This window comes from Afipia sp. GW821-FHT04G03, from assembly GCF_059419985.1.
Genome location: NZ_JBWKSV010000003.1, coordinates 608,333 through 621,786, shown reverse-complemented (window position 1 = coordinate 621,786; position 13,454 = coordinate 608,333). Strand labels below are relative to the sequence as shown.

Genomic DNA, 13,454 nt, shown 5'->3' with positions numbered 1-13,454 from the left:
GTTGCGTAGAGTTGGTTGTCCTGATGAGCGTTGCAGTCCTGAATCCGCCCGGCTCGGCTGCACAACGTCATGAACCGTTGCGCGTCATGGTGGTCGACGACTCCGCCGTCATTCGGGGACTGATTTCCCGCTGGATCGAGGCCGAGCCCGACCTGACGGTCGCCGCGTCAATCCGGACCGGGCTGGACGCCGTCAATCAAATCTCGCGCGTCGATCCCGATGTTGTCGTTCTCGATATCGAAATGCCGGACATGGACGGCATCTCGGCGCTGCCGTTGCTGCTCGAGAAGAAGCGCAACCTCGTCATCATCATGGCGTCGACCCTGACCCGCCGGAATGCGGAAATCAGTTTCAAGGCGCTGTCGCTCGGTGCAGCAGATTACATTCCAAAGCCCGAGAGCACCCGCGAGATTTCCGCCGCCGACATCTTCAAGCGGGATCTGATCGAAAAAATCCGCCATCTCGGCGCGCGGCTGCGCCGTTCGGCGGTCGTTCCCAGCCCTTCGCTTTCGCCAGCGGCGGAACCGGCGCGTGCGCCGCTGCCACGGACGCCGGCCGGCACGCTGCCGCCGGTCGCCCATCCGAAGCTGGTGATCCGGCCGTTCAGCGCCGCGCCGCCGCGCGTTCTCCTGATCGGTTCATCGACGGGCGGTCCGCAGGCGCTGATGAGTTTGGTGGCCGGCATCGGACCTGTGATCGACCAGTATCCCGTTCTCATCACACAGCACATGCCGCCGACCTTCACGACCATTCTCGCAGAGCATCTGGGGCGCGTGAGCGGGCATCCCGCCCATGAGGCCGTCGATGGCGAAGCGGTGACGGCGGGGCGGATTTATCTCGCCCCCGGTGGCCGCCATATGCGCGTCGCGCGCTCCGGCACCGGCGCCGTCATTGCGCTCGATGACGGACCCCAGATCAATTTCTGCAAGCCGGCCGTCGATCCGCTGTTCGCGTCGGCTGTCGATGTCTGGCACGCCGGAATTCTCGCGGTGGTGCTGACCGGGATGGGATCGGACGGCTCGCGTGGCAGCAGGACCATCGTCGATGCGGGCGGCAATGTCGTCGCGCAGGATGAAGCCACCAGCGTGGTGTGGGGCATGCCGGGCGCCGTCGCCAATGCAGGACTTTGCGCGGCCGTTCTGCCGCTGAACCAGATCGCTCCAAAGGTTGTTCGTGTATTTTCGGGAGTTCGCGCGTGACACCTTTGGATTATGAGTTTCTGCGAAAGCTTCTGAAGGACCGGTCTGGATTGCTGCTGTCGTCCGACAAGCAATATCTGATCGAAAGCCGGCTGCTGCCGCTTGCGCGCAAGGCCGGATTGGCGGGCATCGGCGAACTGGTCCAGAAGATCAAGGCCGGCTCGGAAGCAACGGTCGTCGATGTGGTCGAGGCGATGACCACCAACGAAACATTCTTCTTCCGCGACAAGGTGCCGTTCGAAAACGTTCGCGACACCGTTCTTCCCCAGTTGCTGAAGGTGCGCGCCAATCGCCGCAGCCTGCGCATCTGGTGCGCGGCGGCATCGACCGGGCAGGAGCCTTACTCGCTCGCCATGATCCTGAAGGAAGCACTGCCCGCGGGCTGGCGCGCGGAAATCGTCGCGACCGATCTGTCTCAGGACGTTCTCGAAAAGGCGAAGTCGGGAATCTACAGCCAGTTCGAGGTTCAGCGCGGTCTGCCGATTCAGATGCTGGTGAAGCATTTCAAGCAGGTGGGCGATGTCTGGCAGCTCAATGCCGACATTCGCGCCATGGTGCGTTACCAGCAGATCAACCTGCTTCAGGATTTTTCCCATTTCGGTGTTTTTGACATCATCTTCTGCCGCAACGTGCTGATCTATTTCGACCAGCCGACCAAGATCGATGTGTTCGGTCGCATGCAGAAGGTGAACGAGCCCGACGGCTACCTTTTCCTGGGTGCCGCCGAAACGGTGATCGGGCTGACCGACGCCTACCGGTCTGCGCCGGATATGCGCGGTGTCTATATCCCCAACCCGGTGCGTTCGTCGCCATCGCTGGTGCCCGGGATGGGAACGTTCAGTCACAAGGCGGTCGCGTCGAGCTGACGCTTCACCGGAACGCGACGCGCGCGTCATTGACAACCAGCGGGCCCTAAGGTCTAAAATAGGGCATGGGGAAGCGATCTCCCCACGAGGCGACATGCCCAAGAATCGCGTCCATTCTCATCAGAGGGACGCATCATGTCTTCCATCAATTCAATCTCACCCGACAAACTCGTCCGGCTGATCGGCACACCCAAGTGTCCGACCCTTATCGATGTTCGCCTCGCGGAGGACATCGCCGCTGAGCCGCAATTCATTCCGGGCGCGCGCCGCCGAGACCATGAGTCAGTTGCCAACTGGGCGTCCGAGTTTTCCGGCGGTGCAACCGTTGTCATTTGCAAGAGAGGCGGGAAGCTGAGCGAGGGTGTCGCCGCCTGGCTCCGTCACGCCGGAGCTTCAGCCGACGTGCTGGAAGGCGGCCATGAAGCCTGGGCGAAGGCGAAGTTTCCGGTGGTGCCCCTCGCGAAGTTACCGCCGCGCGATCAGCAGGGGCGCACGATCTGGGTGACGCGCTCGCGGCCGAAAGTTGACCGCATCGCCTGCCCATGGCTGATCCGGCGCTTCGTCGATCCGTCCGCGGTCTTTCTTTTTGTGACCGCTTCCGAAGTGGAGGAAGTCGGCGAACGTTTTGGAGCGGTGCCGTTTGACATTGAAAATGTCTTCTGGAGCCATCGCGGTGAACTGTGCACCTTCGATATCATGATCGAGGAGTTCGGTCTCGACACTGCGCCTCTCAAGCATCTGGCGACGATCGTGCGCGCTGCTGACACCGCGGTTCTCGACCTTTCACCAGAGGCGCCGGGATTGCTTGCAGCATCGCTTGGCCTGTCGCGAATGTATTCGGACGATCTCGAGCAGCTCGATGCCGGACTCGCGCTCTATGACGCGTTCTATCGCTGGTGCCGCGATGCCACCGACGAAACCCATAACTGGCCTTCCCATAAAGCAAAAGTGAAAGCCAAGGCATGAGCGATGTAACGACAACGTCCGCGTTTTCCGCTGAGCGGAGCAATCCGGTCTTTCCAACTCCAAGGGAAGCCTTCTGGGTCTGGTTCCGGGTCGCGATGCTCAGCTTCGGCGGTCCTGCCGGACAGATCGCGGTGATGCACCGCATTCTGGTGGAGGAGAAGCACTGGGTTTCCGAGAGCCGATTCCTGCACGCGCTCAACTACTGCATGTTGTTGCCCGGTCCTGAGGCGCAACAGTTGGCGACTTACATCGGCTGGCTGATGCATCGCACGCGCGGCGGCATCATCGCTGGCGGCTTGTTCATTCTTCCCGGCGTCGTCGCCATCATGACGCTGAGCTATATCTATGCCGCCTTTGGCAATGTCGGATTTGTCGCGGCGCTGTTCTTCGGTCTCAAGGCTGCGGTACTGGCGATCGTGATCCAGGCTGTTTTTCGCGTTGGCAAACGCGCGCTGAAGAACCGGATCATGCAGGGGCTTGCGGCCGCTGCATTCATCGCAATTTTCTTCTTCGACGTGCCGTTTCCCGTGATCATTCTGACCGCCGGGCTGATCGGCTATTTCGGCGGCCGGGCCGGCCTTCCCGCATTTGCTGCGGGCGGCGGACATGACAGCAAGACGTCGACTGCGCTGGTCGATGCCTTGCTTGGCGATGAATTGCCCGATCATGCGCGCCCGACTGTTGCGCGCTCGTTGCGGATCGCTGTGGTCTGGCTCCTTCTGTGGCTGACACCGGTGGCGTTGCTCTTCCTGATGCTTGGAGGGGGCAACGTGTTTACCGAGATCGCGGTGTTCTTCAGCAAGATGGCCATGGTGACATTCGGCGGAGCCTACGCCGTGCTGGCCTACGTCGCCCAGCAGGCCGTGGAAAATTATCACTGGCTGCGACCGCATGAGATGCTCGACGGACTAGGTATGGCGGAAACAACGCCCGGACCCTTGATCATGGTGCTCCAGTTCGTGGGCTTCATGGCGGCCTTCCGCGATCCGGGGACGCTGCCGCCGATGGTCGCAGGAACGCTCGGTGGCCTGCTTGCGACGTGGGTGACATTCACGCCGTGTTTCTTGTGGATTTTCCTCGGAGCCCCGTTCATCGAGATCCTGCGCGGCAACAAGGCGCTCACCGGCGCGTTGTCGGCGATCACGGCAGCGGTGGTCGGCGTGATCCTCAATCTTGCGATCTGGTTCGCGATCCACACCGTATTCCGGGAAACGTCTCCGGTGCGCGGTTTCGGGATGTCGTTCGATGCCCCGCTGCTCTGGAGCGTCGATCCGTGGGCGCTCGCCCTTTCCGTCGCGGCGGCAACAGCGATCTTTCGCTTCAACACAGGGATGTTGCAGACGTTGGCGGCCTGCGCCTCCGCCGGAATGCTGCTTTATTTGGCCGGAGCTCTCTGACGCACATCATGTATGAGGTTCCAGGATCGTCATGACGAAGGAGTAACGAAACGAATTCGCATCGAAAGAGTTCGGGCTGGGAAATGAAAACCGAACGGAGAAAACCAATGCGTATTCTCGGATGGTTGTTGAGTGCAATGCTTGTCACCGCAGCGCACGGCCAAGACATAAACTGGAAGCAGGTGGATGATGTCTTGGGGCGGACGGCAACCGTTACCAAGGATGTCCATCGCTATGGATTTCCGCGCACCGACTTGAACGTGACCCTCGACGGCATAGCAATCAAACCGGCTCTCGCGCTCGGCGGATGGGTTGCGTTCCAGCCTATGGGCAACCAGGCCATGGTGATGGGTGATCTGGTGTTGACGGAGAGCGAAGTTAATCCGGTGATGGCCAGGGTGCTTTCCGATGGGATGGAAGTGACCGCGGTTCACAACCATCTTTTGCGCGCCTCTCCGGCGACTTTCTACATGCACATCGGCGGACACGGTGATCCCGTGAAAATGGCGATGACAATCCGCGAAGCGCTTGTGCTCAGCAGGACGCCCGGCGTCGTTGCTCCCGCAACAACAGGTGCGCTCGCCGCGCTCGATCTCGACACCGCAAAATTGGATGAGGCGATTGGAGTTAAGGGCCGCGCCACCGGCGGAGTGTATCAATTTGGCGTGCCGCGGGCCGACACCATCACAGATAGTGGCATGGCCGTTCCCGCAGCGCTGGGTTCGGCCCATGCCATCAATTTTCAACCCACCGGAAACGGTAAGGCTGCGATCACCGGCGACTTCGTCGCTTTGGCCGAGGAGGTCAATCCGCTTGTCAGCGCGCTTCGATCGAATGGCATCGAGGTCACGGCTATCCATAACCACATGCTGATGGATGAGCCCCGCACGTTCTTTATCCATTTCTGGGCAAACGACGACGCGGTGCAACTCGCGAACAGCCTGAGAGCGGCACTCGAGAAGACCAGCGTGCCGCCGAAGGAAAAATGAAAGGGCGCAACGCAATCTGCGGCCGCGCCGGGCCTCGCGATGAGGTTGCCTTATCCCGCCCCGGCTTCGCCTTATCGGCCGAAGTTCGCCGCCAGTTTGCCTTATGCGCGTAATGGCTAAAAGCCGGTCGCCACGCGGCGAGATTGTGCCTTTCCCAAACAAAAACCCCGCCATTTGCGGCGGGGGTTCAGTCTGGGAGGTGAGCCGTACAGGCTCCGGTACAACCCGATATCAGGCAGGAATGCGGACTTCCTCTTCGTGAGGCTCGCGCAGCACGTAGCCGCGGCCCCAGACGGTCTCGATGAAGTTGCGGCCATCCGAAGCGTTCGCGAGCTTCTTGCGCAGCTTGCAGATGAAGACGTCGATGATCTTGAGTTCGGGCTCGTCCATGCCGCCGTAGAGATGATTGAGGAACATCTCCTTGGTGAGGGTGGTGCCCTTGCGGAGCGAGAGCAACTCCAGCATCTGGTATTCCTTGCCCGTCAGATGGACGCGCTGGCCACCGACTTCGACGGTCTTGGTGTCGAGATTGACCACCAGATCGCCGGTCTGAATGACCGACTGGGCATGACCCTTGGAACGGCGGACGATCGCATGGATGCGGGCGACCAGTTCGTCCTTGTGGAAAGGCTTGGTCATGTAGTCGTCGGCGCCGACGCCGAGACCCTTGACCTTGTCCTCGATGCCGGCGAGGCCGGAGAGGATCAGGATGGGTGTTTTGATCTTCGAGACACGAAGCTGCTTGAGAACATCGTAGCCGGACATGTCCGGCAGATTCAGGTCAAGCAGGATGATGTCGTAATCATAAAGCTTTCCGAGATCGACGCCTTCTTCTCCGAGGTCCGTCGTATAGACGTTGAAACTCTCGGATTTGAGCATCAGCTCGATCGACTGCGCAGTGGCGCTGTCATCTTCTATCAGCAATACGCGCATGCCAGTCCCCTATAGTCGCCGCTCCGGGCGTCAGGCCGGCCGCATACTTGCGGCACTGGAGAAACGCCTTTGAACAACTGATTCGGATCCTGACGACATATGGTTAACAAATGCTGATTCGTGTCTGCAAGCTCTATCGTGCAATTTTTGTCGAATCGCACTAAGATATTGCGGGTAAGCAGCTTTTCGTAGCCTAGCCGTTCAAGTTCCACATTAAGAGCCGGGCCTAACCGACTCCTGCGACTCACACCTTCGTTCTGAAGGTCGAGCGCTCTCAGTCACCAAAGACAGTGACGCAATGATTAACGATGCGGGTAAACACGGGGTTAAGGGACAGGCGCGAAATCGTCGAAACTTAAGGTTTTCGCAATGAAGGCGCTTGCCGAACAGATCTCCGACATCGATGGCGTCAACATTTACGGCCGTGTCGTCGGCGTGCGCGGTCTCATGGTCGAGATCGCGGGACCGATCCACGCCATGTCGGTGGGCGCGCGCATCGTTGTGGAGACCGGCACCAATCGATTCATTCCGTGCGAGGTGATCGGCTTCACCGGCAGCAACGCCGTTGTCATGCCGTTTGCGGGACTGGAAGGCGTGCGGCGCGGTTGCCGCGCCGTGATCGCAAATGCAGCCAGCCAGGTTCGTCCGTCCGCGTCCTGGCTTGGACGTGTCATCAATGCGATGGGCGAGCCGATCGACGGCAAGGGACCGCTGACTCAAGGCCCGTCACCGATGCCTTACCGGAACGCGCCGCCGCCGGCCCACTCCCGCAAAAGGGTAGGCGCGCCGCTCGATCTCGGCGTGCGTGCGCTTAATACATTTCTCACCTGCTGCCGGGGCCAGCGCCTCGGCATCTTCGCGGGCTCAGGTGTCGGCAAGTCGGTGCTGCTGTCGATGCTGGCGCGCAATGTGGACGCCGACATTTCGGTGATCGGTCTGGTCGGCGAACGCGGCCGCGAGGTGCAGGAATTCCTGCAGGACGATCTCGGAGAAGAAGGCCTCGCGCGGTCGGTGGTAGTGGTCGCGACTTCGGACGAGCCCGCCTTGATGCGGCGGCAGGCTGCTTACCTCACGTTGGCGATCGCCGAATATTTCCGCGACGACGACAAGGATGTGTTGTGCCTGATGGACTCGGTGACGCGCTTTGCGATGGCGCAGCGTGAAATAGGCCTGTCTGCAGGGGAGCCGCCGACTGCCAAAGGCTATACGCCCACCGTGTTTACGGAGCTGCCGAAACTGCTGGAGCGCGCGGGTCCTGGCATGGGCGAGGGCACTATCACCGGCATCTTCACGGTGCTGGTGGATGGCGACGATCACAACGAGCCGGTTGCCGACGCGGTCCGCGGCATTCTCGATGGACACATCGTCATGGAACGGGCCATCGCCGAGCGAGGCCGCTATCCGGCCATCAACGTCCTCAAGTCGGTTTCGCGGACCATGCCGAAATCGGCCGATCCGGCATTCTGGCCGACCATCATCAAAGCCCGCCAAACAATGGCGACTTACGCCGATATGGAGGAACTGATCCGGCTCGGCGCCTACCGGGCCGGGTCCAGCCCTGAGGTCGACGAGGCGATCCGGCTGCATGAGCCGCTGGAGGACTTTCTGCGGCAGGCCAAGGATGAAGCGACGGGTTTGGCGGAGGGGTACCGCCGATTGGAGCAAATCCTGCAAACCTTGGAAACGGAACGCTAACTTTGTCGGGCCATGATCCAGCATCTGTGTTTGACCGGGGGGGCCCTTGTGGGGAAGCCGGTTCCGTCCCGCTTTCAGATTGGGACTTCTGGGGAGTACGAGTCGATGAAGTCACGTGAAACGCTGATCCGCCTGAAAAAATTTCAGGTCGACGAAAAGCGCCGAAGGGTTGCTCAGATCGAGGGCATGATCGCTGACTTCCAGCGCATGTCGGTCGATCTGGAGCGCGAAATCCAGCACGAGCAGGATCGCGCCGGCATTCAGGACCCGTCCCATTTTGCCTATCCGACTTATGCCAAGGCCGCGATCCAGCGCCGGGAGAACCTGACCCGCTCCGCCGATGAACTGCGGGTTCAGCTCGAGGATGCCAAGGCCGTGCTGGGCGAGGCGTTCGAGGAACTCAAGAAGGTCGAGTTGCTGGACGAGCGCGATCAGGCGCGGGAGCGCGCCGAGGAAAACGCGCGCGAGCAGGCCGATCTCGACAGCATTGGCTTGATGCGCGCCCGGATCGGGGCGATGGCCTGAGGTCCGCGGCGGGGAGCCTTTCGGGCTCACCTGCCGGGCCAACAGGAACAGCGGACAGAGGTGCTGGTTTTCGCAATCTGTTTCCGTGATTATGAGACCCGGGCCGCAACGCCCGGGTTTTGCTTTTTCGCGACTTGGAATCGGCCGAGTTTTTCGCCTGACAAGAGGTTATTCGGCCGGTTGTTCATCCGGCGGAAGCTGGACCGGATGCAGGCAAGGTGTGATACGAAGGCGAAATCGCGACATCGCGGTTTGAGACGGCCGGTTGCGATAGAACGATATATTTTGAGGGAATTGAATGCTGACGCCGGCTGAATTGATCTGGCTGCTTGCATCTGTTGCGAAGGGGGACGAGGCCGCATTTGAGCGCCTTTATGCTGCCACCCGCGCGAAACTCTTCGGCGTGGTCCTGCGTATCTTGAGGCGTCAGGATCTGGCGGAGGAGGTTGTCCAGGAAGCCTACGTCAAGATTTGGAACAGCGCTGGTCAGTTCAACCCGGCGATGGCATCTCCGATCACCTGGATGGTTTCGATTGCCCGCAATCGCGCGATCGACGTTGTACGTAAACGCAGCGAGGCGTCGATTGAAGACGAGCCGGCGGCGATGGAGGTGGCTTCCGACACGCCCGATCCGCTGGCGCGGAAGGAAATGACGGAGGAGTTGAAGCGAATTCTGGAATGTGTCGGTCAACTCGATCCCGACCGGCAGAAGCTGGTGCTGCTGGCCTATTACAACGGATGGAGCCGGGAACAATTGTCGGAGAAGTTCAACACGCCGCTGAACACCGTCAAGACATGGCTACGGCGCAGCATGATTGATATTCGCGAATGTCTCGGGTTGGCATGAATTCGTCGGCAGGGACTCTTTTTGAAATAGTTTCGATTGGTATGAAATGAACTACAGCGAAGACCATATCGCACTCGCGGCGGAATACGCTCTCGGTACTCTTGACGCCGATGAGCGCGCGCTTGTCGAAACCATGATGATTGTCGATCATGGCTTCATGGAAGTGGTCGATGCGTGGGATCGCAAGCTCAGCCCGCTGCACCAGATGGTCGCGCCCGTCGAGCCGCCGCCGCATCTGTGGGATAACATCAAGAACGCCATCGGCATTGTCGATCAACCAGCTCAGCCGGTTTCAGAACCCGAGCCGGTCGGGCAGAGCCCGGTTTCCCCGACCGTGTCCGACCAGTTCGAATACGCGAATATCGGTTTGCAGCAGCCGGAAGACACAAGTTCTGTCAGCGCGACACCAACTGGCGATGCCGATGCGCCGGCTGCCGCCACCGTCGCGTCGGATCAGGTTGCGCAAGGGCGGGTGACATCGGATCAAGCTGCGCCGGGCCGCGCGGAGACCGCGGCAGCGATGCCTGAAATTATGTCCGGACCGGTCGTCGATCAGCCGTCGAATGTCGTTGCTTTGTCGGATCGCAAACGCGGCGGGTCCAATGCATTCGGTTGGGTGATGACGGCCGTTGCTGCTTCGCTCGCCGGGGTGATCGCGCTCCAGGCCTATCGTCCTGAACTGCTGCCTGAAAATCTTCGCGTGAAGCCGAAGATTCAGGTCGTGGAGGTGGCCGCGCCCGCAGCGCCGCTGCCCGCGCAATTCGTCGCGGTGCTCCAGCAGAACGCCGCAGCGCCCGCATTCATTCTGACGGTGGACACCGCCACGAAGAATTTCACCGTGCGCAAGGTCGGCGCCACGCCGGAGCCGGGCAAGAGCTATGAACTCTGGCTCGTGTCCGACAAGCTCCAGCGCCCGCGTTCTCTCGGCGTCATCGGCGGCAGCGACTTCACGATCCGTCCTTCGCTGGCGGCTTACGATGCCGAGACGATCAACAAGGCGACCTATGCAGTCACCATCGAACCCGAAGGCGGCTCGCCGACCGGCGTCGCTACGGGGCCGATTGTCTACACGGGCAAGCTGGTCGAGAGCGTGCCTGCGCTTCCCGCGCAGCCGCGCTGACTATTTTTGGTGCGATCTTTTCCGAAAACCGGTTTCCATTTTTCGGGATGCCCCCAAAATCCGGACAACAAAAAACCCCCGTGGGGAGCGGGGGTTTTTCGGTCTCAGACTTGGGGTCTTCTGAGCAATCACAAGGCGACTTCGGGGGGCGGGGAAGAGAGCCTCGTGAATTCGTTAGCGGATCGTCGATAGATCCGAACTGGTCATGACAACTGCTTTATTGGCCTTCACTGCCGGACCGCTGACGCGGGCCGTCTGGGTCAAGCCATTATCCGAAAGGCGCGCAGAGATACCGAAACCCGCGACGCCGATCGCTGCGACAAGCGCAACGACAACGATCTTCAAATGGGTCATGCGATCTGCACTGTAAAACGAATGGTTCATACAAACCTCCCGCCGCCTTTTGATGCGGTCGAACGTTCGTCTCGTTCGCCTGCCCGTGGGTTCAATGACCTCACGTGTTGAGAACGTAATTGGCAGGGATTCGTTTCCAAGCGGCCTTCACAAACGAGTGAAATGTCTTGAACTCCCGAGAGGTCGATAAACCAATCTTGGTTTTCCGAGCAAAATCAGTATGTTGATCCGGTCTATTTTGCCGCGCTGCGGTACGGAAATTTTGTGGATGCGACGAAATGCTTGTCTGTGACAGGAAAGTCGCAGCTTTTTTACCTGGAGCGGGTGCCCGCGCTAGATGCTTCCGACCGTCTTAAGGCGGGCTCGGGGATGAATTTCCGCCTGCGAAAGCACCGTGGTCTGGGCGCGGAACCGTTCCACCAGCGAGCGCACGAACGGCCGGATCGCGGCCGATGTGACCAGCACCGGCGCCTCACCTTCGCGCGCGGCCTGCTCGAAACGGTCGCGCACCATGGTCATGAATTCCGACAGTTTTGACGGCTGCATCGCAAGGCTGCGCTCCTCACCGGTGCCGATCAGCGATTCCGCGAAGGCCTGCTCCCACTTCGCGCTGAGCGCGATCAGCGGCAGGTAGCCGTTCATCGATGTGTTCTGCGCGCAGATTTGCCGCGCCAAGCGCGCGCGAACATGTTCGGCGAGCGTTGACGGATTGCGCGAGAAGGCGAGCCCGTCGGCGATACCCTCGAGAATGGTGGACAGATCGCGGATCGAGATGCGTTCGGCCAGCAGCAATTGCAGGACGCGCTGGATGCCCGACACGGTGATCTGGTTCGGCACGATGTCCTTGACCAGTTCACCCTGTTCTTTCGGCAGGTCTTTCAGGAGTTTCTGCACTTCGCCATAGGAGAGCAGATCCGACATGTTGTTCTTGAGCAGTTCGGTGAGATGCGTGGACAGCACCGTCGCGGAATCGACCACGGTATAGCCCTTGAGCGAGGCTTCTTCCTTGAGGGAGGCCTCGACCCAGGTCGCGGGCAATCCGAAGGTCGGCTCGGTGGTGTGGGTGCCCGGAACGTTGACCTGGTTGCCGGCGGGATCCATGACCATGAACTGGTTGGCCCAGATGCGGCCGGTGCCGGCATCAACTTCCTTGATCTTGATGACGTAGGTGTTGGCCTCCAACTGCACGTTGTCGAGAATGCGCACGGCGGGCATCACGAAGCCCATTTCGGTGGCGAGCGAACGGCGCAGCGCCTTGATCTGGTCGGTAAGGCGGTCGGTGCCGTCGGGTCCGTTCACCAGCGGCAACAGCGCGTAGCCGAGTTCGATTTTCAGATCGTCGATCTTGAGCGCGCTCGAAATCGGTTCGTCTGCGGCAGCTGCGGCGGCCGCGGCGGCAGCCGGTTCGGCGGCGACCCGGGCCTCCTCGACCTTGACGGCTCGGTTGCGGTTGCGTGCGCTCCACGCCAGCCAGCCGGCGCCGCCCCCGAGAAAGAGGAACGGGAGCATGGGAATGCCCGGAAGCATCGCCAGCACCAGCATCACGCCCGACGACATGCCCAGCGCCTGCGGATAGCCCGACAACTGCTTCATCATCGCCTTGTCGGCGGCGCCGGTGACGCCCGCCTTTGAAACCAGAAGGCCCGCGGCCGTGGAGACGATCAGCGCAGGTACCTGCGTCACGAGGCCGTCGCCGACCGTCAGCAGCGTGTAGGTGCGGGCGGCGTCGGCGAAGCCCATTCCCTGTTGCGCAACGCCGATGATGATGCCGCCGATTACGTTGATGAACACCACCAGCAGTCCGGCGATGGCGTCGCCGCGCACGAACTTGGATGCACCGTCCATCGCGCCGAAGAAGCCGCTTTCGTCTTCCAGTTCCTTGCGGCGGTGTTTGGCGGTTTTCTCGTCGATCAGGCCGGCGGAGAGGTCGGCGTCGATCGCCATCTGCTTGCCGGGCATGGAGTCGAGATGGAAACGCGCCGCGACTTCTGCGATGCGGCCTGAACCCTTGGTGATGACGACGAAATTCACGATGACGAGAATGGTGAAGACGATAATTCCGATGACGAAATTGCCACTCATCACGAAATTGCCGAACGCCTCGATGACGTGACCGGCGGCGGCGGTGCCTTCGTGGCCGTGCGACAGGATCAACCGCGTCGAGGCGAGGTTGAGCGACAGCCGCAGCATCGTGGAAATCAGCAGGATGGTCGGAAAGGCGGAGAATTCCAACGGCGTCTGGATGAACAGCGCCGTCATCAGGATCAGGATCGACAGTGTGATCGAGATCGCCAGAAACAGATCGAGCACCACCGCCGGCAGCGGCAGGATGAGGACGACGAGAATGGTGAGAACACCGAAGGCGAGCGCGAGATCGCCGCGCTTGAGCATGGTGCCGATGTCGGTGAAGTTGGGGAACCCCGAGGCTTTTGCCGGGCTGCCCTGGCCTGCCGTTAGATCAACCATCGTTGCCGCTTCCCCACGCGCGTGTCTGTCACGAGCCCCAAAGACTTGAGCGGCGGCCGAAGGGCCACCGTTCCTAAAGTGAGGCACCGCACTGGCA

General features: G+C 60.9%; 12 protein-coding genes. 9 read left to right on the top strand and 3 right to left on the bottom strand.

Going from position 1 to position 13,454, the window contains the following annotated elements:
* The first annotated feature begins 23 nt into the window (after positions 1–23).
* The 5 genes from AC07UB_RS17315 to AC07UB_RS17295 all read left to right on the top strand — a co-directional run bounded on the left by AC07UB_RS17315 (position 24) and on the right by AC07UB_RS17295 (position 5,417).
* Complete coding sequence (locus tag AC07UB_RS17315; RefSeq protein ID WP_494654343.1) at positions 24–1,199, top strand: protein-glutamate methylesterase/protein-glutamine glutaminase; 1,176 nt, start codon at positions 24–26, stop codon at positions 1,197–1,199.
* Positions 1,196–2,065 (top strand): CheR family methyltransferase, encoded by an 870-nt coding sequence (locus AC07UB_RS17310; RefSeq protein WP_492790693.1) that lies wholly within the window; start codon positions 1,196–1,198, stop codon positions 2,063–2,065. Before AC07UB_RS17315 ends, AC07UB_RS17310 begins: the two co-directional genes overlap by 4 nt.
* Positions 2,066–2,200: 135 nt before the next feature.
* Complete coding sequence (locus AC07UB_RS17305; protein WP_494654346.1) at positions 2,201–3,031, top strand: chromate resistance protein ChrB domain-containing protein; 831 nt, start codon at positions 2,201–2,203, stop codon at positions 3,029–3,031.
* Complete coding sequence (chrA, locus tag AC07UB_RS17300; protein WP_494654348.1) at positions 3,028–4,428, top strand: chromate efflux transporter; 1,401 nt, start codon at positions 3,028–3,030, stop codon at positions 4,426–4,428. The genes AC07UB_RS17305 and chrA overlap by 4 nt, the downstream gene beginning before the upstream one ends.
* 83 nt (positions 4,429–4,511) lie before the next feature.
* Positions 4,512–5,417 carry a DUF1259 domain-containing protein gene (locus AC07UB_RS17295; RefSeq protein ID WP_494654350.1) on the top strand — a complete coding sequence of 302 codons (906 nt, stop codon included), beginning with the start codon at positions 4,512–4,514 and terminating at the stop codon, positions 5,415–5,417.
* A 231-nt stretch (positions 5,418–5,648) separates the two neighbouring features.
* Here AC07UB_RS17295 and ctrA read toward each other — a convergent pair whose 3' ends face one another.
* Entirely contained in the window at positions 5,649–6,350 is a 702-nt protein-coding gene (ctrA, locus tag AC07UB_RS17290; protein WP_044414657.1) for a response regulator transcription factor CtrA, read from the bottom strand.
* A gap of 369 nt (positions 6,351–6,719) precedes the next feature.
* Here ctrA and fliI point away from each other — a divergent pair, with 369 nt between their 5' ends.
* The 4 genes from fliI to AC07UB_RS17270 all read left to right on the top strand — a co-directional run bounded on the left by fliI (position 6,720) and on the right by AC07UB_RS17270 (position 10,537).
* Positions 6,720–8,045: a flagellar protein export ATPase FliI gene (gene fliI / locus AC07UB_RS17285; protein WP_494654352.1), complete on the top strand. Its 1,326-nt coding sequence runs from the start codon at positions 6,720–6,722 to the stop codon at positions 8,043–8,045.
* Positions 8,046–8,150: 105 nt separating this feature from the next.
* A complete protein-coding gene (fliJ, locus tag AC07UB_RS17280) occupies positions 8,151–8,570 on the top strand; it encodes a flagellar export protein FliJ (protein WP_492792685.1) in 420 nt (139 codons plus the stop codon).
* Positions 8,571–8,868: 298 nt separating this feature from the next.
* On the top strand, positions 8,869–9,417 hold the full coding sequence (locus AC07UB_RS17275; RefSeq protein ID WP_492790688.1) for a sigma-70 family RNA polymerase sigma factor: 549 nt from the start codon (positions 8,869–8,871) through the stop codon (positions 9,415–9,417).
* Between the two features lie 46 nt (positions 9,418–9,463).
* A complete protein-coding gene (locus AC07UB_RS17270; RefSeq protein ID WP_494654354.1) occupies positions 9,464–10,537 on the top strand; it encodes an anti-sigma factor in 1,074 nt (357 codons plus the stop codon).
* A gap of 174 nt (positions 10,538–10,711) precedes the next feature.
* On the opposite strand, the gene AC07UB_RS17265 is transcribed toward AC07UB_RS17270, so the two are convergent.
* A complete protein-coding gene (locus AC07UB_RS17265; RefSeq protein ID WP_492790686.1) occupies positions 10,712–10,921 on the bottom strand; it encodes a hypothetical protein in 210 nt (69 codons plus the stop codon).
* Between the two features lie 303 nt (positions 10,922–11,224).
* Entirely contained in the window at positions 11,225–13,357 is a 2,133-nt protein-coding gene (flhA, locus tag AC07UB_RS17260) for a flagellar biosynthesis protein FlhA (RefSeq protein WP_492790685.1), read from the bottom strand.
* Positions 13,358–13,454 lie beyond the last annotated feature (97 nt).